This is a genomic window from Stenotrophomonas muris (assembly GCF_052751275.1).
In genome coordinates this window covers 1,233,592-1,257,749 of record NZ_CP199879.1, presented here as the reverse complement: position 1 = coordinate 1,257,749, position 24,158 = coordinate 1,233,592, and the positions used below count along the sequence as shown (strand labels likewise).

General features: G+C 68.8%; 23 protein-coding genes. 5 read left to right on the top strand and 18 right to left on the bottom strand.

The features are described from left to right. The first annotated feature begins 86 nt into the window (after positions 1-86). Positions 87-485 (top strand): OsmC family protein, encoded by a 399-nt coding sequence (locus tag ACUVWL_RS05630; RefSeq protein WP_445978902.1) that lies wholly within the window; start codon positions 87-89, stop codon positions 483-485. 439 nt (positions 486-924) lie between these two features. Here ACUVWL_RS05630 and ACUVWL_RS05625 read toward each other — a convergent pair whose 3' ends face one another. After that, positions 925-1,389 carry an Lrp/AsnC family transcriptional regulator gene (locus ACUVWL_RS05625; protein WP_005413654.1) on the bottom strand — a complete coding sequence of 155 codons (465 nt, stop codon included), beginning with the start codon at positions 1,387-1,389 and terminating at the stop codon, positions 925-927. 128 nt (positions 1,390-1,517) lie between these two features. On the opposite strand from ACUVWL_RS05625, the gene ACUVWL_RS05620 reads away from it, so the two are divergent. Then, complete coding sequence (locus tag ACUVWL_RS05620; RefSeq protein ID WP_049439472.1) at positions 1,518-2,249, top strand: AzlC family ABC transporter permease; 732 nt, start codon at positions 1,518-1,520, stop codon at positions 2,247-2,249. Beyond that, the gene (locus ACUVWL_RS05615; protein WP_014647378.1) at positions 2,246-2,560 is read left to right on the top strand and encodes an AzlD family protein; all 315 of its coding nucleotides are present in this window, start codon (positions 2,246-2,248) and stop codon (positions 2,558-2,560) included. The genes ACUVWL_RS05620 and ACUVWL_RS05615 overlap by 4 nt, the downstream gene beginning before the upstream one ends. Positions 2,561-2,628: 68 nt before the next feature. Here ACUVWL_RS05615 and glgX read toward each other — a convergent pair whose 3' ends face one another. The 7 genes from glgX to glgA are packed head-to-tail and all read right to left on the bottom strand — an operon-like array spanning position 2,629 to position 14,620. After that, on the bottom strand, positions 2,629-4,749 hold the full coding sequence (gene glgX / locus ACUVWL_RS05610) for a glycogen debranching protein GlgX (protein WP_134808959.1): 2,121 nt from the start codon (positions 4,747-4,749) through the stop codon (positions 2,629-2,631). Next, positions 4,736-4,906, bottom strand: coding sequence for a DUF2934 domain-containing protein (locus ACUVWL_RS05605; RefSeq protein ID WP_014647380.1), 171 nt, complete (start codon positions 4,904-4,906; stop codon positions 4,736-4,738). Before ACUVWL_RS05605 ends, glgX begins: the two co-directional genes overlap by 14 nt. Beyond that, on the bottom strand, positions 4,875-7,448 hold the full coding sequence (treY, locus tag ACUVWL_RS05600; RefSeq protein WP_445978901.1) for a malto-oligosyltrehalose synthase: 2,574 nt from the start codon (positions 7,446-7,448) through the stop codon (positions 4,875-4,877). The genes ACUVWL_RS05605 and treY overlap by 32 nt, the downstream gene beginning before the upstream one ends. Next, complete coding sequence (locus ACUVWL_RS05595; RefSeq protein ID WP_445978900.1) at positions 7,445-9,289, bottom strand: 4-alpha-glucanotransferase; 1,845 nt, start codon at positions 9,287-9,289, stop codon at positions 7,445-7,447. The genes treY and ACUVWL_RS05595 overlap by 4 nt, the downstream gene beginning before the upstream one ends. Then, complete coding sequence (gene treZ / locus ACUVWL_RS05590; protein ID WP_445978899.1) at positions 9,286-11,004, bottom strand: malto-oligosyltrehalose trehalohydrolase; 1,719 nt, start codon at positions 11,002-11,004, stop codon at positions 9,286-9,288. The genes ACUVWL_RS05595 and treZ overlap by 4 nt, the downstream gene beginning before the upstream one ends. Continuing rightward, a complete protein-coding gene (locus ACUVWL_RS05585; protein ID WP_134808963.1) occupies positions 11,001-13,235 on the bottom strand; it encodes a 1,4-alpha-glucan branching enzyme in 2,235 nt (744 codons plus the stop codon). Before ACUVWL_RS05585 ends, treZ begins: the two co-directional genes overlap by 4 nt. Further along, positions 13,232-14,620: a glycogen synthase GlgA gene (gene glgA, locus ACUVWL_RS05580; protein ID WP_440565111.1), complete on the bottom strand. Its 1,389-nt coding sequence runs from the start codon at positions 14,618-14,620 to the stop codon at positions 13,232-13,234. The genes ACUVWL_RS05585 and glgA overlap by 4 nt, the downstream gene beginning before the upstream one ends. A 579-nt stretch (positions 14,621-15,199) precedes the next feature. On the opposite strand from glgA, the gene ACUVWL_RS05575 reads away from it, so the two are divergent. Together ACUVWL_RS05575 and ACUVWL_RS05570 are read left to right on the top strand one after the other, a co-directional pair. Next, positions 15,200-15,628 (top strand): PAS domain-containing protein, encoded by a 429-nt coding sequence (locus ACUVWL_RS05575; RefSeq protein WP_005409905.1) that lies wholly within the window; start codon positions 15,200-15,202, stop codon positions 15,626-15,628. After that, the gene (locus ACUVWL_RS05570; RefSeq protein ID WP_445978898.1) at positions 15,625-17,154 is read left to right on the top strand and encodes a diflavin oxidoreductase; all 1,530 of its coding nucleotides are present in this window, start codon (positions 15,625-15,627) and stop codon (positions 17,152-17,154) included. Before ACUVWL_RS05575 ends, ACUVWL_RS05570 begins: the two co-directional genes overlap by 4 nt. A 138-nt stretch (positions 17,155-17,292) precedes the next feature. Here ACUVWL_RS05570 and ACUVWL_RS05565 read toward each other — a convergent pair whose 3' ends face one another. The 10 genes from ACUVWL_RS05565 to moaCB form a co-directional block, all read right to left on the bottom strand. Further along, on the bottom strand, positions 17,293-17,961 hold the full coding sequence (locus ACUVWL_RS05565) for a sulfate/molybdate ABC transporter ATP-binding protein (protein WP_445978897.1): 669 nt from the start codon (positions 17,959-17,961) through the stop codon (positions 17,293-17,295). After that, the gene (modB, locus tag ACUVWL_RS05560) at positions 17,951-18,634 is read right to left on the bottom strand and encodes a molybdate ABC transporter permease subunit (protein ID WP_049439453.1); all 684 of its coding nucleotides are present in this window, start codon (positions 18,632-18,634) and stop codon (positions 17,951-17,953) included. The genes ACUVWL_RS05565 and modB overlap by 11 nt, the downstream gene beginning before the upstream one ends. A 3-nt stretch (positions 18,635-18,637) precedes the next feature. Continuing rightward, positions 18,638-19,381, bottom strand: a complete 744-nt coding sequence (modA, locus tag ACUVWL_RS05555) for a molybdate ABC transporter substrate-binding protein (protein WP_142234850.1) — start codon at positions 19,379-19,381, stop codon at positions 18,638-18,640. Positions 19,382-19,399: 18 nt separating this feature from the next. Then, complete coding sequence (locus tag ACUVWL_RS05550; RefSeq protein ID WP_046430997.1) at positions 19,400-20,176, bottom strand: helix-turn-helix domain-containing protein; 777 nt, start codon at positions 20,174-20,176, stop codon at positions 19,400-19,402. Between the two features lie 68 nt (positions 20,177-20,244). Then, on the bottom strand, positions 20,245-20,610 hold the full coding sequence (locus ACUVWL_RS05545) for a hypothetical protein (RefSeq protein WP_014647390.1): 366 nt from the start codon (positions 20,608-20,610) through the stop codon (positions 20,245-20,247). Further along, on the bottom strand, positions 20,607-21,173 hold the full coding sequence (gene mobA / locus ACUVWL_RS05540) for a molybdenum cofactor guanylyltransferase (RefSeq protein ID WP_445978896.1): 567 nt from the start codon (positions 21,171-21,173) through the stop codon (positions 20,607-20,609). Before mobA ends, ACUVWL_RS05545 begins: the two co-directional genes overlap by 4 nt. Further along, on the bottom strand, positions 21,139-21,639 hold the full coding sequence (locus tag ACUVWL_RS05535; protein ID WP_049439445.1) for a molybdenum cofactor biosynthesis protein MoaE: 501 nt from the start codon (positions 21,637-21,639) through the stop codon (positions 21,139-21,141). Before ACUVWL_RS05535 ends, mobA begins: the two co-directional genes overlap by 35 nt. Positions 21,640-21,642: 3 nt before the next feature. After that, positions 21,643-21,903 carry a MoaD/ThiS family protein gene (locus ACUVWL_RS05530; RefSeq protein ID WP_005409914.1) on the bottom strand — a complete coding sequence of 87 codons (261 nt, stop codon included), beginning with the start codon at positions 21,901-21,903 and terminating at the stop codon, positions 21,643-21,645. Further along, a complete protein-coding gene (locus ACUVWL_RS05525; protein ID WP_049439443.1) occupies positions 21,903-23,156 on the bottom strand; it encodes a molybdopterin molybdotransferase MoeA in 1,254 nt (417 codons plus the stop codon). The genes ACUVWL_RS05530 and ACUVWL_RS05525 overlap by 1 nt, the downstream gene beginning before the upstream one ends. Then, positions 23,156-24,151 carry a bifunctional molybdenum cofactor biosynthesis protein MoaC/MoaB gene (gene moaCB / locus ACUVWL_RS05520; protein WP_049439441.1) on the bottom strand — a complete coding sequence of 332 codons (996 nt, stop codon included), beginning with the start codon at positions 24,149-24,151 and terminating at the stop codon, positions 23,156-23,158. The genes ACUVWL_RS05525 and moaCB overlap by 1 nt, the downstream gene beginning before the upstream one ends. Positions 24,152-24,158 lie beyond the last annotated feature (7 nt).

The following is a 24,158-nucleotide window of genomic DNA, read 5'->3' as shown; positions in this document are numbered from 1 at the left end:
GCCTTTGGGGAGCCGTCGAGCATGGCTCGACGCTACAGTGGGTTTAATCGAGCGTGGCTCGACGCCATGGATAGATGGAGAATGTGATGGCCTACGCACGCATTGTTTCGACCGCCGACAATTACCTGCACCACATCAGCAATGGCAGCGTCGATGTGGATGCGGACGAGCCCGCCTCGTTGGGCGGCCAGGGCAAGGGCTTCGCGCCGTTCGACCTGTACCTGGCCTCGCTGGCGGCGTGCACCGCCATCACCCTGCGCATGTACGCGCAGCGCACGGGCTGGGACCTGGGCGAGTTCCATGCCGAGCTGCGCTCGGAACGTGATGAGGACGGACGCCTCCACGTGCACCGCGTGCTGCATGCCAGTGCCGAGCTGAGCGATGCGCAGTGGCAGCGATTGCTGGAGGTGGTGGAAAAGACCCCGGTGACCCTGGTGATGCGCGAAGGTGCACGCATCACCAGTGAGCGTGGGGCGGCGGCGTAACAGAAGGCTCAGCGCCGTGAATGCAGCACTGGCGTCGAGCAGGCTCCGTGGAGCCAGTCACGCATCAGGAATCAATGAATCGAACAGACATGATCATCTGCCCTTGGGGTCAGAGCCCGTTGCGCAGCAACGGGATCCGACCCCGTGCCGGCCCAAACGTGTCGACCAAGGTCGACACCCACCAGGAGCAGTTCATGCCGTTCCGGCAGATTGCGGGGAACTGTCGAAGGCGGGGTGGGTCTGGTTGCAGGGGAGTCCGCGGCATGAATGCCGCGGCCAAGCCCCCATGGAAGGGTTTACGGCGTCCCCTGCAACCGGACCCACCCCGCCATCCAACGGAATGCACGCTGTTGCTTCGGCTGTTGCTTCTGGGGTTGCCGGCCAGAGGCCGGCACTACCCGCGGGTGCCGGGCGCCACCCTGGCGGAAACCCCCGCCCTTCACAGCGGCAGCTGGGTCGTCTGCTTGATCCGCTGCATCGGAATCTCGGTCTTGGTGTTCTGCACCCCGGCGATCCGGTTCAGGTGCTGCATCTGGAACTGCCGGTAGGCATCAAGGTCGGCCACCGCCACCCGCAGCAGGAAATCGCAGTCACCGGCCATCAGATGGCATTCAAGCACTTCCGGGAAAGACTTGATGCTGTTGATGAAGTGATTGGTGGTGTCCTCGTCCTGCCCGCGCAGCCACACGCGGACGAATACCGTGAAGCCACGGCCCACCTTGGCCTCGTTCAACAAGGCCACGTAGCGGTCGATGTAGCCGCCTTCCTCCAGCAGCCGCACCCGACGCAGGCAGGCCGACGGCGACAGCCCGACCAGCCGGGCAAGCTCCAGGTTCTGCAGGCGGCCGTCGCGCTGCAGGGCGTCGAGGATACGCCGATCGAGGTTGTCGAGCTGATACTGCATGGGATTCCGCCCTTGTCACTTCTGGCCGCATGAAATATCAATCATCCAGAATCCAGTGGCATGAACGCAACCCGATTTCGCGATCGGACCGCTAGCATGGGCCACCCCCTACCTCGTTGTTCCGTTCCATGGACGCCCGTACCACCCTCCCCCTGCCCGACACCTGCGATACCGCGCCGCGTGCCGAATTCCTGCGCGGCCTGCGCGCCGCCGTGCCGGTGATGATCGGTTTCATTCCCTTCGCCCTGGTGCTCGGCGCGCAGGCCGCGCAGAAAGGCCTGAGCGCACTGGAAGTGCCACTGATGACGGGCCTCAACTTCGCTGGCGGCTCGGAGTTCGCCGCCGTCGAACTGTGGACCTCGCCACCGCACATCGCACTGATCGTGGCGATCACCGCACTGGTCAACAGCCGCCATCTGCTGATGGGCGCCAGCCTGGCCCCACTGCTGCAGCACCTGCCGCGCCGCCGGGTGCTGCCGGCGTTGTTCTTCATGTGTGACGAAAGCTGGGCGATGGGCGTGGCCGATGCGCGCCGCCGTGCGCTCGGCTTCAGCCTGGCCTATTACCTGGGCGTCTCCGCGGGCCTCTACACCGTCTGGGTGGCCTGCACCGCGCTGGGTGCGATCGTCGGGCCGCTGCTGGGCGACATCCACGCCTACGGCTTTGACATGGCCTTCCCCGCCGTGTTCCTGGTGCTGCTGCGCGGCATGTGGCAGGGCATGAAGGCCGCGCGCCCGTGGCTGGTCAGCCTGGTCGTGGCCGCCGCCACCTATCTGCTGATCCCGGGTGCGTGGTACGTGGCCAGCGGCGCATTGGCCGGCCTGGCCGCCGCCTGGCTGCTGGCGGAGGACGCAGCATGATCTTCAACGGCCTGATCCACTGGTCCTCGGTGCTGACCATCGTGCTGATGGCCGCCGCCACCTACCTGACCCGCATCGTCGGCTTCCTCGCGCTGCGCAACCGCACGCTGGGCAAGCGCGCGGTGACGGTGATGGAAGCCGCGCCGGGCTGCGTGCTGATCTCGGTGATCGCTCCGGATTTCGTCGCCGACAAGCCCGCCGACCTGGCCGCGCTGGCGATCACCCTGCTGGCCGCCACGCGGCTGTCGATGCTGCCGACGGTGCTGATCGGCGTGGCCTCGGCCGGGCTGCTGCGCTACCTGATGGGCTGACTGCGGTGCGCCGGGCAAAGGCCCGGCGCTGGCCAGTCATCGCAGCACCGCCTGTACGCGCGCTGCCGTCAGGCGCTGCTGCTGGCTGCCAGCAGGCACAGGCTGCGCGGCGGCAGCGTCCAGCCGCCTTCCTCATCCGGCTCCAACGGCGTTTCGTCGGTCTGCAGCAGTACGCGCCGGAACGACAAGGCTTCATCCGACACACTGAACCGCTGCGGCTGGTCCCCGGCGTTCAACAGCAGGGCCAGGCTGACATGCCGCCCGGGCTCGCGCAGGCCGCTGTCCGGGCTGCGGCCGTCCAGCACGATCAGCAGCGCACGCAGCCCTGCGTCATGCCAGTCCGCTTCCTCCATGCTGCGGCCGTCAGGATGCCGCCAGTCGATATCGCGCAGGCCCAGCGCTTCATCGTATTCGCCGCGCAGGAACCGGTTCCTGCGCAGCAGGCCATAGCGTCGGCGCAGCGACAGCGCCCGGCGTACGAACGCCACCTGCGCCTGTGCAGCCGGCGATGCCGCACGCTCCCAGTCGATCCAGCTCAGCGGGTTGTCCTGGCAGTAGGCGTTGTTGTTGCCCTGCTGCGAATGGCCGAACTCATCGCCGGCCAGCAGCATCGGCGTGCCCTGCGCGAGCAGCAGCGTGGCCAGCAGGTTGCGCATCTGCCGCGCACGCAACGAGAGGATCGCCGCATCATCGGTGTCGCCCTCCACACCGTGGTTGCTGGAGAGGTTGTGCGAGTGGCCATCGCGGTTGTCTTCGCCGTTGGCCTCGTTGTGGCGATCGTTGTAGCTCACCAGATCGTGCAGGGTGAACCCATCGTGCGCCGTCACCAGGTTGATGCTGGCCGAGGGCCGCCTGCCATGATGTTCGAACAGGTCGGCCGAGCCGGTGAAACGCGTGGCGAATTCCGGCAACTGGCCGCCATCGCCGCGCCAGAGCGCGCGCACCGTATCGCGGAAGCGGTCGTTCCATTCCGCCCAGCCCGGCGGGAACTGGCCGAGTTGATAGCCGCCCGGGCCGATGTCCCATGGCTCGGCAATCAGCTTCACCTGGCTCAGGATCGGGTCCTGGCGTACCGCATCAAGGAAACTGCCCGAGGCATCGAAGCCATGCCGCTCGCGGCCAAGGATGGTGGCCAGGTCGAAACGGAACCCATCCACCCGCATCTCGGTCACCCAGTAGCGCAGCGAGTCCATCACCATGCGCAGCGCGCCGGCATTGGTCAGGTCGAACGTGTTGCCGGTGCCGGTATCGTTGATGTAATAGCGGCGATCATCGGCCAGGCGGTAGTAGCTGGCATTGTCGATGCCCTTGAAGGACAGCGTAGGGCCCAGCTCATTGCCTTCGGCGGTGTGGTTGTAGACCACGTCCAGGATCACTTCGATGCCGGCACTGTGCAGCCGCGCGACCATCTGCTTGAACTCGGCCACGGTGCCCAGCGACAGGTAGCGTGGCTGCGGCGCGAAGAAGCCGATGGTGTTGTACCCCCAGTAGTTGCGCAGCCCGCGTTCGAGCAGTTGCTGGTCATCCACGTAGGCATGCACCGGCAGCAGCTCGATGGCGGTCACCCCCAGATGGCTGAGGTGGTCGACCACCGCGTCGTGGCGCAGGGCAGAGAAGGTGCCGCGCTCGGCCTGCGGGACATCGGGGTGCTGCATGGTCAGTCCGCGCACGTGCGCTTCGTAGATCACGGTCCGGTCCCAGGGCGTTGCGGGTGCACGTTCGACACCCCAGCTGAAGGCCGGATCGATCACCGCGCAGCGTGGCATGTAGCTGGCGCTGTCGCGGCGGTCGAAACTGAGATCGCCATCGCGGTGGCCCAGGGTGTAGCCGAACAGGTGCGGCGCCCACTTCAGCTCGCCGACGATCTGCTTGGCGTAGGGGTCCAGCAACAGTTTGTTGGGATTGAAGCGATGCCCCTCCTCCGGCGCATACGGGCCGTGCACCCGATAGCCATAACGTTGCCCGGGCCGCACGTCCGGCAGGTAGCCGTGCCAGATCTCGTTGGTGTACTCAGGCAGGACGATGCGCTCGACTTCACGGTTGCGCGCATCGAACAGGCACAGCTCCACCCGGGTGGCATGCCGCGAGTACAGCGCAAAGTTCACGCCCAGCCCGTCCCACGTCGCGCCCAGCGGGAACGGCCGGCCTTCGCGCACGCGCGAGGTCTGCGTCCACTTACGGCTGGCCATCGGTGCCCTCCTCGCCGCGCGCCGCGGCAATCTCGGCCTCCACCAGGCGCTCGGCCATGTGCCAGTGCCGCTGCTGCTGATCGTCCGGGCGCCCCTCCGCTTCCCAGATCTGGTGGGCCAATGCCTCAATCCGCTGCCGTCGTTCCCTGCTGTCCATCCCTACCTGTCTCCTCGTTGATCCATATCGCCAGCGGGCTGCCAGCCAGAAGCCTGCCCACGTCCGCGGTTGCGTTGAAATGTTCGATGCGCCCGTCCAGGAGGTTGCGCATGGGGCCTGTCGGCACACCGTGCAGTGCTACGCCGGTGCCGACGTCGTGCGCGGCGTGCAGGCTGGGCCCAGGCACGGCGGCGGGCGAACCCCGCCGCACGATCACCAGCAGCACCTGCGCCTGATGCCTGCGCGTGAACGCCAGCCACGGCGAGCGCGCAGGCGCGGACAGCGGCTGCAACTGGCCATGCAGGAACAGGTGCGGGTGCCTGCGGCGGCACTCCAGCAATTGCCGCAGCAGGAATGCCTTGATGCCACCGTCCCGCCAGTCTTCCAGCAGCGCGGGCCACCCGCGCGTATCGCGCAGCCACGCCTGCCGCGCTGGATAGTCCACGGCACGCCGGTTGTCCGGGTCCACCAGGCTCAGGTCCCAGCCTTCGCCGCCCTGGTAGAGGTCGGGCACGCCGGGCAGGCAGTGCTGCAGGCACAGCTGCGCCAGGCCGTTGCAGGCGCCGGCCGGCGCGATGCGCGCCACGAACGTCGCCAGCGCCTCGCGCACCGGCTGCAAGGGCGCTGCGTCCAGCAGCGCGTGCAGCCACTGCGCGGCGGCCTCCTCCACGGCCACATCCGGGTCTGACCAGCTGCTGACCCGCTTGCCCTCGCGCAATGCCTTGGTCAGCCATTGCACCATCCTCGAGGCGAAGTCGGCGCCAGGGGCACCGTGCATCGGCCATGCGGCCACGAGCGCCTGCCACAGTGCGTAGGCCTCGGCACCCGGCAATGGCATCGGCGCGCCGGCGCGGGTCAACATCCGGTTCCAGCGCCGCACAGCGTCCCGCCATTCGAACGTGCAGGTACTGAGAACCGCCAGCCTTGCCCGGCTGTCGGCGCCGCGCTTGTGATCGTGGGTCGCAAGCGCAAGCAACGCCCTGGGATGGCGACGCAGGCGCGCGGCGGCGTGTTCCAGCAGCGCGCGCCCCTCCATGCCCAGCCGCTGCGGATCACTGCCGACGTCGTTGCGCGAGAGCAGCCTGAAATAGCGATAGAACCCGGTGTCTTCCACCGACTTGGCATTCAACGGCGCGGCCAGTTGACCGAAACGCGCACGCAGCACGCGCTCGGCCTGCGCCTCGCCGGCAAGCGCTGCCAGCAACAGGTCCAGCGCCGCGCGTGCGGCACCGTCCAGTGCCTGGCGCGCTGCGGCGGAAGCGTCCGCCAGCGCCTTTCGTTCACCCGCCCCCTGCAGCGAATAGGGCCGGTAGGTGCGGTAATGCCCCAGCACGGAAGCCAATGCGCGGGCCAGCGCAGCCACTCCGATATCGGCTTCGGCCAGCCGCGGCTGCAGGACCTGCTGCGCGCTGCGCAGCAGCCGCTGGAAGTCGGCATGAAGGCCCTGGCGCAGCAACATGGCGCGGGCGTCCTGCTGGATCCGGTCGAAGCTGCGCGGGTCACCGCCCAGCGCCTGCCACGTGCGCGAGAGCGCGGGTGCAGCCGCCGGATCGTGCAACCAGGCACCGGCCTGGTCCATGAAGTCATAGCCGGTGGTGCCGTCGCAGGCCCAGCCGTCGGGCAGCTGCTCGCCCTCGGCCAGTATCTTCTCCACATGCAGGCTGACGGTCTGCGGGTCACGACCGCCGGCCGCGCGGGCGGCGTCGAGCGATTCACGCAGGCGCTGCAGGTACGCGCCCGGGCAGGACAGGCCATCCACGTGGTCGATGCGCAGGCCGTCCACCCATCCCTCGCGTACCAGCCGCAGCGGCAGCGCATGCACTGCCTCGAACACATCCTCGCGCTCCACCCGCAGCGCGGCCAGTTCGTTGATATCGAAAAAGCGCCGGTAGTTCACCTGATCGCCGGCCGTGCGCCACCAGGCCAGACGGTAATGCTGCCGCTGCAGCAGCGTGTGCAACCGTTCAACGCTGCGGTTGCAGCGTTCGGCCCACGCCGGCCACTGCGCGGGTTCCAGCGGATGGCTGCGCGGCGACAACGGCAATGCCAGGCCATGGTGGCGCAGCACGGGCCGCGCGTTGTCCACCACCACGCGCACCACGCCGTCGCGTACCGCGTCGTGCAACGGCCGGTCCAGTACCGGCAGCCAGAGCCGGCCCTCGCAGCCCGGCGCCTCCCACTCGATGTCAAACCAAGCTGCGTGCGGGCTTCGAGGCCCGTGCATCAGCACATCGCTCCACCACTGGCTGTGCGGGGACGCCGCCAGATGGTTGGGCACGATGTCCAGGATCAGGCCCATGCCGTGCGCGCGCGTCACTTCCGCCAGCTGCCGGAAGCCCGCTTCACCGCCCAGTTCCGGATTGATGCGAGCCGGGTCGATGCCATCGTAGCCATGCGTCGACCCGGGCACCGCCGCAGCGATCGGTGACAGGTAAAGGTGGCTGACGCCCAGCGCGGCGTAGTACGGCACCTGCGCGGCAGCCGCCCCGAGGTCGAAGCCTGCGTGCAGCTGCAGGCGCGCGGTGGCACGCAACCCCGTCATTGCCCGGCCCTGCGGCGCGTGGCACTCAGGCGCGCCACGCGCGCATCGGCCGCGTCAGCATCCCACGTCGGCGGCAGGCGGCGGCGCCAGTTGGGATGGCCGTCGACGGTGCCTGGCAGGTTCACCTGTGCGCGACCGCCCAGCGCGTCTTCCAGCGGCAGCAACGCCAGCCGGGACGCCGAGTGGGCGACCAGAGACAACGCCCTGGCGTCCAGCGGCGCGCCCTCGCCGCCAACCACCGCAGACAGTGCCTGCGCGTCGCTGGCGCGCGCGCGCAGTGCCGCTGGCAGATCCGCCAGCTCACCCAGGCGTGCGCGCCAGCGCAGGTCACGCCCGCGCAGCCAACCGGCCAGCGGTGGCAGGTCATGGGTGGAGGGCATGGCCACTGCATCGCGGCGCCACTGCGGCGCCGGCAGGAAGCGCGCGCCGTTGCGGGCAAACGGCAGCACCTCGATGCCCAGAATGCCCCGGGCTGCCAGCCGCTGGCGCATGCCCGGCGGAACCACGCCCAGGTCTTCGCCGATCAGCACGCAGCGATGCCGCCAGGACTCCAGCACCAGCAGGTTGATCAGATCATCGAACGGATAGCGCAGGTACACGCCCTGCCCGGCGTCCGCGCCACGGGGCAACACCCACAGCCGCAGCAGGCCCAGGATGTGATCGATGCGAAGCCCGCCGCGGCCGGACATCACGGCGCGCAGCACGCGAAGGTAGGGGGCGAAGCCCTCGCGCAGCAACGCCATCGGTGACCAGCTGGTGATGCCCCAGGCCTGGCCGAGCGGATTGAACGCGTCCGGCGGCGCCCCCAGCTCAAGTCCCTGCAGCAGATCAGCCCCCCCGGTGCGTGCCTCAACGCCCTGCGGCGCGCAGCCCACGGCCAGGTCGGCAATCAACCCGATCGAAGCGCCCTCGTCGCGCAGCGTGGCGTGTACCTGCGCCCAGCCCTGCTGTGCCAACCACTGCGCAAACGCATGGTCGTCCGCGCTGCCGGTGAACCGGTCGGCGGCATGCTGGCAATAGTGCCGCAGCGGATCGCCCTGCATGGCACGCCAGGTTTCGATCTGCGCGTGCTGCGACGGTGCCTGCGCTGCAACCCATTGGCGAACCTGCCGTATCCAGCGCCACTTCACTGCCGCCGAGTGCGGCCAGTCGATGCGACGTGCGGCAGTCCCCGCTTCCACCGCCGCCGCCAGCGCCTCGTCCCCGCCCAGCACGCTGTTGGCGGCATCGGGCAATACCTGCGGCAGGGAGACCTGCAGCGGGTCGAGCCAGCGCCGGTCGCTGGGCGAATAGGGGCTGTAGCCTGGGCCCGGTGGCATGCCCGCGTGCAGCGGGCTCAACGCCAGTGCGTCGCCGCCGTGCCGGTGCAGCAGCTCGCTCCATCGTGCACAGCCGGCACTGTCACCGATGCCGGCATCACCGGGCGCGCGCAGGCTGTAGATCTGCGCCGACAGGCCCCAGCCGCGCAGCGTGCCCCGCGGCCACCAGGCACGCTGTGGCGCCACCGCAACCGCCTGTTGCTGGTCGCCCCGGCGCCACTGCCAGTAACCCGGCTGGTCCGGCACGCGCCAGCGGCCCTGCGCATCGGCACGGGCGGGCAACGCTGCGCCCTGCTCATCCACCCAGCACGCTGCGCCGGCTGCCTCCGGCATCACCAGCAGCTGTCCGCAGCAGGCCGTGCGCAGGCCAGCGTGCTCGGGCACCGCCTCGCACTGCAGCCCCTCCAGCACGGCGCGCAGCACGTCCGGCGCGACCTCGCGCGCGGCACCGGTCACGTCGGTCCAGCGGACCAGCAGGCCCGCACGGCGGGCCGTCTCCCGCACCGCTGCATCCGTATTCATGCGGCGACCCAGCAGGCCAGCACGCCGCCGCCTGCCGGCAGCATCCCGGCAGCGTCCGGCCCCACGACGTACTCGCCGGCCGGCACCGCATGCTCCACCGGCACAGGGCCCACGTTGATCGCGATCCACCATTGGCCCGATGGCAACTGCCAGCCCGCCTGCACCGCGCCTTGGCCAAGCACGCGCGCGCCCAGCGACCGCGCCTGCAGCAGGCCCGGCTGCAGATAGCGCCTGCGCAGGCCGAGGAATTCACCCGAGCAGCGCAGCCAGTGCTGCGACCAGGGATCATCGCCGGGCGGCGGCGTGTACGACGCCTGCAGGGTCGCCGCATCGTTCGGGTCCGGAATACGCGCGCGCGCGGCGGCGTCGGCAAAGGCGCTGAAACCAGCGAACTCACGTCGACGCCCTTCACGCACCGCCTCGTCCAGCGGCGGCGCGTAGTCGGTGAAGAACAGGAACGGCGATTGCGCCTGCCACGGCTCGCCCATGAACAGCAGCGGGATCATCGGCGTCAGCAGGGTCAGCGCCAGCGCCGCGCGCAGCGGCGCAGGATCGGTCAGCATCGACAGGCGCTCGCCGAAAGCGCGGTTGCCCACCTGGTCATGGTTCTGCGCGAATACCACAAAACGCGCGGGCGACAGGTCGGCGCTGGGTTCGCCGCGGGGATTGCCGCGCAGGTCCGGTTCACCCTGCCAGGCGAATCCTTCGGCCAGGCAGCGCGCCAGCAGTGCTTCGGCGCGACCGGCATAGGCCGCGTAATAGCCTTCCTGCTCGCCGGTCAGCATCACGTGCAGCGCATTGTGGAAGTCATCGTTCCACTGCCCCTGGTAGGCGCCGCGCAGCCACCGCGCCTGGTTGCGCTCGTTCTCCAGCACCAGGTGCGCGTGCGGGGCCACCGCACGTACCTCATCGGCCAGCTGCTGCAGGAAACGGTCATCGTCAATGGCGTGCACCGCGTCCAGGCGCAGGCCATCGAAGCCGTAGTCGCGCAACCACATCAGCGCATTGTCGATGAAAAAGCGCCGCACCCAGGGCTGGCAGAAGTCGATGGCCTCGCCCCACGGCGTGCTGCGGTCGTCACGGAAGAACCCGCGCGCGTAGTCGCGCAGGTGGTTGCCCTGTGGTCCGAAGTGGTTGTAGACCACATCCAGCAGCACCGACAGCCCTGCATCGTGCGCCGCTTCGATGAAGGCCCTCAGCGCTGCCGGCCCGCCATAGGCATGGGCCGGCGCATACGGGAACACGCCGTCGTAGCCCCAGTTGCGCTGCCCGGGAAACTGCGCGACCGGCATCAGTTCAATGGCGGTGATGCCCAGCGCGGCCAGCATCGGCAGTTGCGCGGTCAACGCCGCGAAGCCGCCCCCGGCCTCGATATGCACCTCATAGATCACCAGGTCCTGCCAGGCATGCCCCTGCCAGGCAGGCCGCGCTGCCTCCGTATCCAGCACCACCGCGCTGTCGCCGTCGATGCCGTCCGGCTGCCAGCGCGAGGCCGGGTCGGGCACGTCCTGGCCAGAAGGCAGGCGGAACCGGTAGCGGTCGCCATGCGATGCCGGTATTCGCAGCCAGTGGCAGCCGTCCGGGTCGCGCTGCATCGGCCGCTGGGTGCCTTGCAGGCACAGTGCCATCGTCCTTGCGCCCGGTGCCCACACGCGGAACTCCACCCCGTCACCGGCCACCGGCCAAGCGCCCAGGCGCGGGGCCACTGTGGTCATGCATCAACCTGCAGGTAGAGCGTGGACAGCGGCGGCAGCGTGAGCCGCAGCGACTGCGCGTGGCCGTGCATCGGCCTCGGCTCGGTATGCACTGCGCCGAGGTTTCCCGCATTGCCGCCACCGTAATACGCGCTGTCGGTGTTGAGCCGTTCGCTCCAGCGCCCCGGTTGCGGCACCCCGACCCGGTAGCCGTCGCGACGCACCGGGGTGAAGTTGGTCACCACCAGCAGGGTGCGGCCGCTGCCGGCAGGATCCCGGCGGATGAAGGCGTAGACGCTGTTGCGACTGTCGTCCGCCACGCTCCAGTCGAAGCCGCGTTCGTCGCGTTCGTCGCGATGCAACGCCGGTTCGGCGCGGAGCACGTTATTGAGGTCGCCCACCAGGCGCGACAGGCCCTGGCCCTCGTTGCTGGCCGCCCGTGCCCAGTCCAGTGCCGCATCGTGCGACCACTCATGGCCCTGGCCGAACTCGCCGCCCATGAACAGCAGTTTGCTGCCCGGGTGCGCCCACATGAAGCCGTAATACGCGCGCAGCTGGGCCAGCCGCTGTGCCGGCTCGCCCGCCATCTTGGCCAGCAGCGCCCCCTTGCCATGCACCACCTCGTCGTGGGACAGCGGCAGCACGAACCGTTCGGAGAAGGCGTAGACCAGGCCGAAGCTGATCTGGCTGTGGTGATGCGAACGATGGACCGGATCGCGCCCCAGGTACTGCAGGGTGTCGTGCATCCAGCCCATGTTCCACTTGTGGGTGAAGCCAAGCCCGCCCTCCTCCACCGGCGCTGTCACCCCCGGCCACGCGGTGGATTCCTCGGCGATCACCAGCACGTCCGGGAAGCGCTCCCGCAGCGTCTGGTTCATCCGCCGCAGGAAAGCGACCGCCTGCAGGTTCTCGCGCCCGCCCTGCTCGTTGGGTACCCACTCCCCCTCGGCACGGCTGTAATCCCGGTACAGCATCGACGCTACGGCGTCCACGCGCAGACCGTCGACATGGAAGCGCTCCACCCACTCCAACGCACTGCCGATCAGGTAGGCGGCCACTTCGTTGCGGCCGTAGTTGTAGATCAGCGTGTCCCAGTCGGCGTGCACCCCTTCGCGCGGGTCGGCATGCTCGTACAGCGCGGTGCCATCGAACCCGGCCAGGCCATGCGCATCGTTGGGGAAGTGCGCGCTCACCCAGTCCACGATCACTCCCACGCCGGCCTGGTGACAGCGGTCCACGAAGCGTGCGAAGGCCTGTGGCGTGCCGTGGCGTGCCGTCGGCGCGTAGATCCCCAGCGGCTGATAGCCCCAGGAACCGCCGAAGGGATGCTCGCTCACCGGCAACAGCTCGATATGGGTGAAGCCAAGACCGGCCACGTACGGAATCAACCGGTCGGCCAGGGCATCCCAGTCCAGCGGCGCACCATCGTCGCTGCGCTGCCAGGAACCGGCATGCACTTCGTAGATCGACAGCGGTGCGCAGGTTCCGGCCAGGCGGCGGGCCGCCAACCAAGCATCATCGTGCCACTCCATTGGCCCAGCCGAAGGCACCCGCGATGCGGTCGCCGGTGGCAGCTCGGCCCAGCGCGCCATCGGATCGAACTTGTCGGGCATCACCCGGCCGTCGGCGCCGACGATGCGGAATTTGTAGCGGGCACCGGCCTGCACGCCCGGCAGGAACAGCTCCCACACGCCGGCGGTGTGACGCAGCCGCATCGGATGGCGTCGGCCGTCCCACCCGTTGAAATCGCCAACCACGGCGACCCGCTGGGCATTGGGCGCCCACACCGCGAAGCGCACGCCCGCAATGCCCTGCACCTGCATCGGCACCGCACCCAGCTGCCGCGCCGCATCGGCATCACCGGCATGGAACCGCTGCAGCAGGGCTTCGTCCAACAGTGGACCGAACGCATAGGCATCGTGCACCTGCTCCACGCCCTGTTCGAAATGCAGGGCAAGCAGCGGTATCTCCGCGTCACCGGCCGCGCCCTCGAACAGGCCGGGCAACGGGCCAGGGGACAGGTTCCAGCGCCTCCCATCGTCTGCAATCACCTCGACGCGCTGCGCATGCGGCACCAGCACGCGCAGCTGGCGTCCGCCTTCTGGCTGGCGATGCGGGCCCAGCCAGGCGAATGCATCGGCCGGGCGCGCGTGGACGAGGTCCTGCAGCGCCGGGGCGATACGCTGATCCAATCCCGTCTCCGTGATCGCTTCATCCTCCAGGGCGGCCAGATGCAGGCTGTCGTGGCTCATGCGGCCACCTGGCAGGTCTGCTGGTACAGGGCCAGATACGCGCGACCGGCCGCATCCCAGCCACCCGGCCGCAGCATGGCGGCGCGGCGCATGGCCTGCAGCAGGCCGGGCAGGCGGAAGGTGCGCATCGCCCGTTCCACGCAGCGGCGCAGGCCATCGGCATTGGCGCCGTGGAACAGGAATCCGGTCACGCCATCCTCGACGGTATCCACCAGCCCGCCGGTCGCGTGTGCGATGGGCAGGCAGCCGAAGCGCTGCGCGTACATCTGGCTCAGCCCGCAGGGTTCGAAGCGTGAAGGCATCAGCAGGAAGTCGGCGCCGGCAAACATCTGGCGGGCCAGCGCCTCTTCGAAGCCGATGAATGCGCCCACCCGTCCGGGGTAGCGCCGGGCCAGCGCCTGCACCTGCGCTTCCACCTGCGGCTCGCCGCCGCCGATGATGACCAGCTGGCCGCCGGCCGCCACGATCTGCGGTGCCACGTCGCAGGTGATGTCCAGGCCTTTCTGGTGCACCAGGCGGGAGACCACCGCGAACAGCGGGCCGGTCGACGGCGCCAGCCCGAACGCCTTGCGCACCGCATGCGCGTTGGTGGCGCGCCCGGTCCATTCGCCGATGCCGAAATGGGCCTTGAGGTGGATGTCGCGGCGTGGATCCCAGCTGGCGTCGATGCCGTTGACGATGCCACTCAGGTGTCCGCCGGCCGCCCGGCGCGCCAACAGGTCATGCAGCCCGCAGCCGTCATCCGGGGCGGTGATCTGCTGCGCGTAGCGCAGGCTGACCGTGTTCAGCCGCGTGGCATTGGTGATGCCGCCCTGCAGGAACGACATCTGCCCGTGGAAGTGCAGTTCATCCAGGTGTTCGGCCGGCACGCCCAGCACCGGCGCAAGCGCGTAGGGAAACAGCCCCTGATAGGCCAGGTTGTGGATGGTCAGCAGGGTCGGCACGGCTGTCCGGTCCCAGCGTACGTAGGCGGCAGCCATGGCCACCGGCCAGTCATTCAGGTGCAGCAGCTGCGGCGCCCAGTCCAGCCCGGCGCGCCCGGCCGCAATCTCCGCAGCCGCATGCGAAAGCGTGGCGAAGCGGACCGCGTTGTCTTTCCACTCCTGTCCCTGCCCATCCACGTAGGGCGAGCCCTCGCGCTCGTACAGCCCAGGCGACAGCAGCACGTAGATAGGAAGGCCGTCGGCCTGCACCGCCATGCCGATCGTGCACGCGGGCAACCCGGCTCGGGCGCTGACCCGCCCCACCGGTCGCAGCTGTGGCAGGCGCTGCAGAACCTCCGGGTAGCCGGGCAGCAGCACGCGCGAATCACATGCACCGCGCACCGCACGCGGCAACGCCGCGGCCACATCGCCCAGTCCGCCGGCCTTGATGAAGTCGGCCATCTCGGTGGCGACGAACAGCACGCGCTGCACCAGTTCTGGGAGATCCAACGGTTGCGAGTGGCCGCGGCGAGTGCCGATCGGCACGGGCGTGAGCGGAGAGATCGCAACGGGTGAAGCGGACTGGGCGGCGCGGGCCATGGGGATGATCTCGGATGCTTCAGGCAGACAGACGCCAGCGGCGCCCGGACGGGCGCTTGTGCTGGGAAGGAAGTCGACGCAGGACGTGGGGGACGTCAGCGAGAGGCTCAGGACGACAATAGCCCTCCATGCGATCAATCAACCGTGAAGCCATGGCGATTTCTTTGTGACAAGGCGTCATGAGCTCAGTACACATGACAGGCGCCCGCCTCCTGCCCGTATCTCTCATGTAGAGCCGAGCCCGCGCCCGGCTGCCGGCAATCCCGTTTGCCCCGTGAGCCGAGCATGGGCTCGGCTCTACAGGGATTCTTCCTGCGACACCCGGTCGCAGGCCATCGAGCGACGCGCTTGACCAATGTCAAACCGCCGGCCGCCGCGCGGGCGTATTTCTATGCAGGACCCGAACACGCCGGCACTGCCGGCATCCACAAGGACCCTGCGATGAGCTACACCCCCGACAACGCCCAGCTGCTGAACGCCATGCAGAACGTCATGGTGATCTCCACCACCGACCTGCAGGGCAACATCACCTACGCCAATGACCTGTTCTGCACGCTCACCGGCTTCGCCCGCGAGGAACTGATCGGCCAGCCGCACAGCATCGTGCGCCACCCGGACGTGCCCAAGGCCGTCTACAAGGACATGTGGGACACCATCAAGGCCGGCAAGACCTGGACCGGCATCGTGCCCAACCTTGGCAAAGGCGGCGTGCTCTACGTGGTCGACACCACCGTGCAGCCGCTGTTCGACGCCGACGGCAACATCACCTCGTACATCAGCATCCGCCGCGTGGTGAACGACCTGATGCAGAACTACGACCTGGTCGAGTTCAGCAAGGAAAAGTTCGACGACTTCTACGAGGCCGCGTGAACGCTCTCCCGACCAGTACGCCCTTCAGCCGCCTGCTGGTGGGTTTTGCGTCCGAGTCGGGCAACGCCCGCGCCCTGGCCCAGCGCCTGGGCGCGGGCCTGCAGCTGCACGGGCCGCAGGTACTCCCGTTCAACGACATCGACGTGGCCAGTCTCGGCCAAGGCGATGTGCTGCTGGCAATCTCCAGCTCGTTCGGCGATGGCGAACCGCCGGCCAATGGCGAGCAGTTCTTCGAAACACTGCGCCAGACCCCGACGCTGCGCGGCCTGCGCTATGCGGTGTTCGGCCTTGGTGACACCGGCTACCCCAGCTTCTGCGGCTTCACCAAGGCGCTGGATGCTGCATTGAGCGAGCGCCAGGCCCAGCCGCTGCTGCATCGGGTGGACGCCGATCTGGGCTACGAGCAGTTCTTCCAGCAATGGCAGCCGGTGCTGGGCCAGGTGCTGGAGGGTGACCTCAGCGCTGGCCAGCACCTGCACCTGCAGGTCACCGCCTATGGCGAAGACAATGCCTTTGCCGCGCGCATCCTCGAACGCCGCCGCTTGAACAGCAGCGACCCGGCCGCGTGGCACCTGCAACTGGACATTGCCGGCAGTGGCATGGCCTATCGCGCGGGCGACACCCTGCACGTAGTACCCGGGAACGACCCTGCCCTGCTGCAGGCATTGGCCACCTGGTACGGCGACACCACCGCCGTGGCCGCCCTGCAAGACCGCGAGCTGCGCCTGCTGAGCAAGGGCGTGCTGCGCGAACTGGCCCGGCTGGGCGGTAGTGAGGCACTGAAGGGCCTGCTGAAGGTCAGCCAGAAGCGCGAGCTGGACGCCTACCTGCACGGCCTGGACCTGCTGGACGTGCTGCAGGACCACGCCACGCCGGACAGCGTGCCGCTTGCCCGGCTGCGCGAACTGCTGTCACCGCGGCTGCCGCGTGCCTATTCGATCGCCTCGCACCCGTGCGACGACCAGCTGAGCCTGTGCGTGCGCGAAGTGCGCTACACCCTGCGCGGCCGCGAACGCTTCGGCACTGCCACCGGCAGCCTCCTGCATGGAGGCGACCATGCCCGTGTGTACTGCCGCTCCAACCCCGGCTTCCACCTGCCCGATACCGGCGAGGCACCGCTGCTGCTGGTCGGTACCGGTACCGGCATCGCACCCTTGATGGGCCTGCTGCAGGAACTGCAGGCCAACGCCTGCGAACGCGAAGTGCACCTGGTGTTCGGCGAGAAGCACCGCCAGCACGACTACCTGTACCGTGACCAGCTGCTGGACTGGCGTACGCGTGGCGTGCTGGCCGGCCTGCATACCGCGTTCTCGCGCGATGGCGCCGAAAAGATCTATGTGCAGCATGTGCTGCAGCAGCGCGGCGATGAAGTGCGCGATGTGCTGGCCCGCGGTGGGCATCTGTACCTGTGCGGCAACAAGCGCCACCTGGAAAGCGCGGTGCGCGAGGCCATCGATGCCATCGGCGGCGAAGGCCACTGGGACACGCTGCGCAATGAGGGCCGCACGCACTGTGAGCTGTACTGATCCATGACCACCGGACCGCACGGACCTTGAACCGGTAGAGCCGGCCGCTGGCCGGCTGCTCAGGATTCCGTGGTTGCCGGCCAGCGGCCGGCACTACCATCAGATGTGCCCAACCATCGCCGGCGCGTCCATCACGGGTCAACCGTCGACAATGCGGCCGTCCACCACGCGCGCCACCTGCTGGCCGAACATGGCCACATCCTGCGGGTCATGGCTGATCAACAGCAGCGGAATGCCGGTCCTGTCCAGCACGGTCTCCAGCTCCTGGCGCAGATGATGGCGAAGATCATGGTCCAGCGCGGAAAACGGTTCATCCAGCAGCAGCGCCTGCGGCTGTGTCACCAGCGCGCGCGCCAGCGCGGTACGCTGGCGCTGTCCGCCGGAAATCTGTGATGGCAGCAGATCGCCCACCGCGTCGATGCGGAAGGCGTGCAACCACTGTTCCACCGCGTCGAAGCGCTGGCCGATCCGCGGATTCAACCACCCCTTCTGCAGCCCGAACGCCACGTTCTGGCGCACGCTCAGGTGCGGGAACAACGCGTAATCCTGGAACACGTAGCCCAGCCGACGGCGCTGCGGTGGCAGGTCCACGCCGGTGGCCGCGTCGAACAGGGTCTGCCCCTGCAGGCGCACATGGCCCTGGCCTGGCCGCAGCAGTCCGGCCACCGCCTTCAGGGTCAGGCTCTTGCCGGCCCCGGAGGGTCCGAACAGCACCACCTGCCGCTGCGTGCACTGCAGCGATACGTCCAACACGAAATCCTGGCCGGCCGCCTGCAGGCGACGCTGCACCTGCAGGTCAAGCCACATCACGCAGCTCCCGGCGACGTCCGCCCACCAACCGCGCAGCCAGCAACAGGATCACGATGCAGACCACCGAGGTCAGGATCACCAGCGCATTGGCCTTGCCGTCCTGACCGGCCTGCACCGCCTCGTAGATGGCGATCGACAACGTCTGCGTCCGGCCCGGAATGCTGCCGGCCACCATCAACGTCGCGCCGAATTCGCCCATCGCGCGTGCAAACGCCAGCAACAGGCCGGCAAGAATGCCGCGCCAGGCCAGCGGCAGCGTGACGCGGAAGAACACCGCCGCTTCGGACACACCCAGCGTCCGCGCGGCCTGCTCCAGCTGTCCGTCCACTTCCTCGAACGCCGCGCGTGCCGGCTTGAACACCAGCGGCAGCGAAGCCACCGCCGCCGCAATCACCGCAGCCTGCCAGGTGAACACCAGGTTGATGCCGAACCACGACTGCAGCCACGCGCCGATCGGGCCGTTGCGACCGATCAGCACCAGCAGGTAATACCCCAGCACCGTTGGTGGCAGCACCATCGGCAGGGTCAACAGCGAATCCAGCAGCTCACGGCCGGGAAAGCGCCGACGCGCCAGCAGCGCGCCCAGCGCCACGCCCAGCACCAGGTTGGCCGCGGTGGCCCAGCCGGCCACCTTCAGCGACAACCCCAATGCACTCCAGTCCAGATCCATGCGTCAGGGCTTGCCGAATCCGTGCCGGGCCAGGATCGCCTGGCCCGGCGCCGAACGCACGAAGGCGACAAACCGCTTGGCCTCTGCCGGCTGCGCGCTTGCCCTGGTCACCGCCAGCGGATAGGCGATGCGCCCGGACACCGGTACCGCGAAGGCACGGCGTACCCGGTCCGGCATCGCCTGCGCGTCAGTGGCATAGACGAAGCCGGCATCCACTTCACCGCGCGCCACGTAATCCAGCGACTGGCGCACGTTCTGCGTGGTGATGATCCGGCCCTGCACCGACGGCCACAGGCCGGCCGCTTCCAGCGCGCCCTTGGCATAGCGGCCGACCGGCACGCTGTCCGGGTTGCCCAGTGCGATGCGTTGCACGCCGGCACCGGCCAGGTCCTTCAAGCTGCGCGGCGCGGCCCTGGCCTGCGGCGGCGCCACCACCCACAGCGCGTTCACCGCGAACACCGCGCGGCTGCCGGCCGCCAGCAGGTCCTGCTGCTGGGCCTGGTCCATGGTGGCTTCATCGGCCGACGCGAACACATCCACCGGCGCGCCGCGGCTGATCTGCTGCAGCAGTACGCCAGAGGCGGCGAAGTTGAAATCGACCTTGGTTCCCGGGTGCGTCTTCTCATAGGCCGCACCCAGTTCGCGGAAGCTCTCGGTCAGGCTCGACGCCGCCGACACCGTCAGGTCGGCCGCCCAGGCCGGTACCGTGGCCAGCAGGCCCAGCCACAACAATGCCGCTCGCTTCATGCCCAGCCCCCTGCCTGATCAGTCCAGTCCGGCGTCCCGGGCTACGGCCAGTTCCGCCAGCCGGTCCGGGTCCAGCAACAGCATCTCACGTTGGTTCACCGCAATCACACCGTCGTCGCTCAAGCGGCGCAGTACCCGGCTCACCGTCTCCGGCGCCATCCGCAGGTAGTTGGCGATCTCGGTGCGGGCCATGCTCAGGTTGAAACGGGTGGCGGAGAATCCGCGCCGGGCATAGCGCTCGGAAAGATCCAGCAGGAACGCCGCCATGCGCTCCTCGGTGCGATGGTTGGCGGCCAGCGTGGCGACCTTGCCGATCTCGGCGCTGAGCAGGCTGAACAGCCGCGCCTGCAACCCCGGCATGCGCGTGGCCAGCAGGCTCAATCGCGGAAACGAGATCCGGCACAGGTAGACGGTGTCCAGGGCCACGGCGTTGCAAGGGAAGCGCGCGCCGTGGATGGCATTGAGCCCGATCACCTCGCCCGGCAGGCTGAAACCCAGCACCTGCTCGTTGCCCTGGCTGTCATCGACGAACGTCTTGACCATGCCGGCACGCACCGCGGCGATCGAGTCGAATGGATCGCCGGCACGGAACAGGTAGTCGCCGGCCTGGAACGGGCCGACGTGGTCGACCAGCACATGCAATTCGCCCAGCGCGGTCTTGTCGTAGCCCTGCGACATGCAGGCGTCGGAGAACGCACAGGTGCTGCAGAAGTGCAGCGCGTCTCCGTCATCGGCTGCTGCCGGATTGGGCGTGGCCGGCCGGGACGCAGAGGGAGCGGAGGGGTTCAGAGGCATTGCAGCGAGGCAGGAACGAAGGCCCTCATCATACGACAGCGCACCGCCCGGCCCTGCGCAACGTGCACCTACTCTGGCGCGGGTTCGGAACGCCGCTGCGGGCCACGCTGCCGCATGCTGTCGCGCACGTCCACGTCGAACTGCAGCTGCAGCATGCTGTCGTCATCCAACGCGATACCGAAGCCCAGCCCATCCCGGCAGGGCAGCCTGCCCGCCAGCGACTCAACGGCCTGGCGAGGCAGTACCAACCGGCAGAATGTCCCGCCATCGAGCAGCACCGCCTGATCGCCGGCATGCAGCGACAGCGCCACGCCCCAGCCACCGCTGCCACCAAAGCGCGTCAGGTTCTCCACTGATTCGCCGGCCAGCAATCCTGCCAGTTCTTCTTCATCCACGCGCAGGCGCATCGATTGCTGTTGCAGCTGGACCTTCATGCTGTGATGGACTCCCATTCCGACGGGGTGTTGCAGTTGAGCAGCAACGCCTGATCCTCCGGCGCCAGTGGCATCCGTGTCACGCCCAGGCGTTCCTGCAGGGCGCGCAGTGAACGGCGCGCCGTCGGATCCTCAATCAGCTCCTGCAGCACGCGGCGGCAATGATCATCGATCCGCAACCGCATCGGCAACGGTTCATCGTCGAATACCGTGCAGGCACGCCCTTGATCGGCCTGCAGCCGCTGCAACAGCGCGGGTGTCACCCGCGGCGTATCGACCGGCACCACCCAGGCGGGGCCGTCTGGCATCTGCATCGCCACACTGTAGAGGCCGCCCAGCGGGCCGCAGCGTGCGACCCGGTCCGGGATGCCACCAAAAGCTGGGTAGTCGCCGCTCACCCATACCCTCCCGGCGCCGGCCTGCAGCAGCAGGCCGCGCATGTGTTCCAGCAGCGTGCGGCCGTGCCAGGGCAGCAGCGCCTTGTCGCGGCCCATCCGACTGGACAGGCCGCCGGCCAGCACGATGCCATCAATGGGGATGTTCGTGACCGTGCGCATGGTCATGGCCAGGTTCGCCGTCCGCATGGCACAGGCTGCAACCCTCGCTCCACGCGCTGTCGCCGTCCTCGTAATGCTCCTGCTTCCAGATCGGGCACTGGTGCTTGACCACTTCAATCAACTGCCGGCAGGCGCGGAACGCCTCGTCACGGTGCGGGCTGCCGGCGGCCACCACCACCGCCACATCGCCGATGCCGAGCCGGCCCTTGGCATGCGCCACATACAGCTTCAGCTTCGGACCGAACGTGGCTTCGACCTCGGCGGCCAGGCGCTTGAATTCGTTCAGCACCAGCGGTTCAAACAGGTCGTAGGTGATCCCGGTCACCCGCCGGCCCACATTGACGTCGCGCACCTTCCCGATGAACACGTCGATGCCGCCGAAGCCCGTATCGGAAACCGCCGCGATGCCCTCGGCCGGATCGATTGCCGCCTGCGCGCGGTCCACGACCTTGGCGATGATCGTCTCGCTCATCGCTCAGCCCCCGCTCACCGGCGGCAGGATCGCCACCCGGCCATCGTCGGGCAACGCCTCGTGGTCGCGCAGCACGCGTTGCTGGTCGGCGAATGCCGAGTAATCCAGCAAGCCGGCACGGAAACCCGGCCAACGCAGCGGCAGCAGCTCGCGCAGCGCCTGGCGCAGATCGGCCACGGTGCCACCGGCTACATCCACGGCGATCTCGCGGCTGGCATCCAGATCGGAAAACGCACCGAACAATTGCAGATTCACCTGTCTCATCACGGCTCCTGGCTTGCCAGCTGCACAGGGTCCTGATGACCCCAGCCCTGCACGCGCACTGGCGTGCCGGCAGGGGCGAGACCGCCCTCGCCGTCCAGCACCACCCAGGCGTTGGCCTGCAGCATGGACATCAAACGGAACGACTCCTGCCCTGCCAGCACGCGCGCACTCAGGCGGCCCTGCGCGTCCACTTCCACCCGGGCCCGCGCATGGAAGCGCAGGCCCGGCGGCGTGCGCACGTCGGCCTGCAGCGGCAACATCAGCACCTGCTCCGGTGCCAGCCCCAGCAGGCGGCGCAGCACCGGCTCGACAAAGAAGCGCTGGCCCACCGCAGCCGACACCGGGTTGCCCGGCAGGCCGAAATACAGCGCGCCATTGGGCAGCACCGCGAACAGCAACGGCTTGCCGGGGCGGATCGCCACCTTGTGGAACACGATGCGCGCACCCCGGCCGCGCAGCGCGTCGGGAATGAAATCGTAGCGGCCGGCCGACACCGCGCCGGTGCTGATCAACAGCTGCGCACCCGCGTCCAGTGCTTGATCCAGTACGGCATTGAAGGCGGCCACCTCATCGCCCACCGTGCCCTGCCAGACCACCTCGGCACCGGCGGCCTGCAGGCGGCCGACCAGGTACGGCCGGTTGCTGTCACGGATCTGCCCGGATTCCAGCGTCTGCGCCGCCTCGGTCACCAGCTCCTTGCCGGTGGCAATCACCGCCGCCTTCGGCCGTGCCACCACCGCCACCTGAGCCACGCCGATGGCATGCAGCAAGGTGCGCGCGTTGATGTCCAGCACCTGCCCGGACTGCAGCACGCGCTCGCCGTCGCTCACATCCTCGCCACGCAGGCGCACGTTCTGGCCCGGCTTCACCGATGCCTTCAGGGCGATGCGGGTCGGGCGCCCATCTTCGCTGGTGAGGATCTCGACGTTCTCGACCGGCACCACCGTATCCAGCCCGACCGGCATGCGCGCGCCGGTCATGATCTCCCAGGCGCCCTCGCCGCCGTCGGCACCGGCATCGCCGGCCGCCTGCCAGCCCTGCACCGCGAATTCGGTACCGGCCTCGAACGCCGTACCGTTGGCGCGCAGCGCGAAGCCGTCCATCGCCGAATTGTCGAACGGCGGCAGCGACTGCGCGCTGTGGATGTCACGGGCCAGGGTACGGCCGCCGGCCTCATGCAGCGGCAGGCGCTCGGCCGGCAGCGGCGTGGCCGCGTCCAGCAGGTGCTGCAAGGCCTCGCTGTAGGCAATCATCAGTGGCCACCACCCTCGACCATCGCCAGGGCGTGGCCCAGCACCGGCGCCAGGATGTCCAGGCACTGTGCCGCCGCCTTGGGGCTGCCCGGCAATGCAAACACCAGCATGTTGCCCAGCTGCACCACCTCGGCGCGGCTCAGCCAGGCCATCGGCGTGTGCTGCGCACTCAGGGCCCGCACCATCTGCGCCAGGCCATGCACCGGCCGCGCATTCAAGGAACGCAGCGCCTCCGGGGTCAGGTCACGCGGGCCCAGCCCGGTACCCCCGGTACACAGGCACAGGCGCACGCCCTCGGCAGCCAACGCCTGCAGGCGGCCCGCCAACGGCTCGATGCCATCGGGCAGCACTTCGGCGGCCACCACCTCGCCCCCCAGCTTCTTCAGCCCGATCACCAGGGTCGGGCCAGAGGCATCCTCATAGGTGCCTTCGCTGGCGCGATCGCTCAGCGTGATCACCGCGCAGGCCGCGCCTTCCAGGCCCTTCGGCGCACGCGGCTTGAACCGCTCACGCTCGGCCTCGTCCATGCCGTCCGGGTGCAGCCAGACACCGCGCTTGCCGCCCTCCTTGAACAGCAGGCGGATGCCTTCGATGCGCAACGCCGGCTCCACCGGCTTGCTCAGGTCGTACAGGGTCAGCAGCGCCGCGTTGACGCCGGCCAGTGCCTCCATCTCCACGCCGGTGCGCGCCTCGCTGGCGCACTCGCACCACACGCGGATCGCCTGCCGTTCCGGCACCGGCGCGCAGAACACCTGCACCAGTTCCAGCGGCAGCGGATGGCACAGCGGCATCAGCATCGACGCCATCTTGGCGCCCTGCAGACCGGCAATCTCGGCCATCACCAGCGCATCGCCCTTTGGCAGGCGGCGCTCGACGATCAGCGGATAGGCCACTGGACCGGCATGCAGCTCGCCCACCGCCACCGCACGGCGGCGACTGATGCGCTTGTTGCGCACATCGGCCATGTGGAAGGCCGCGTTCAATTCCCCACTCATCGTGTTG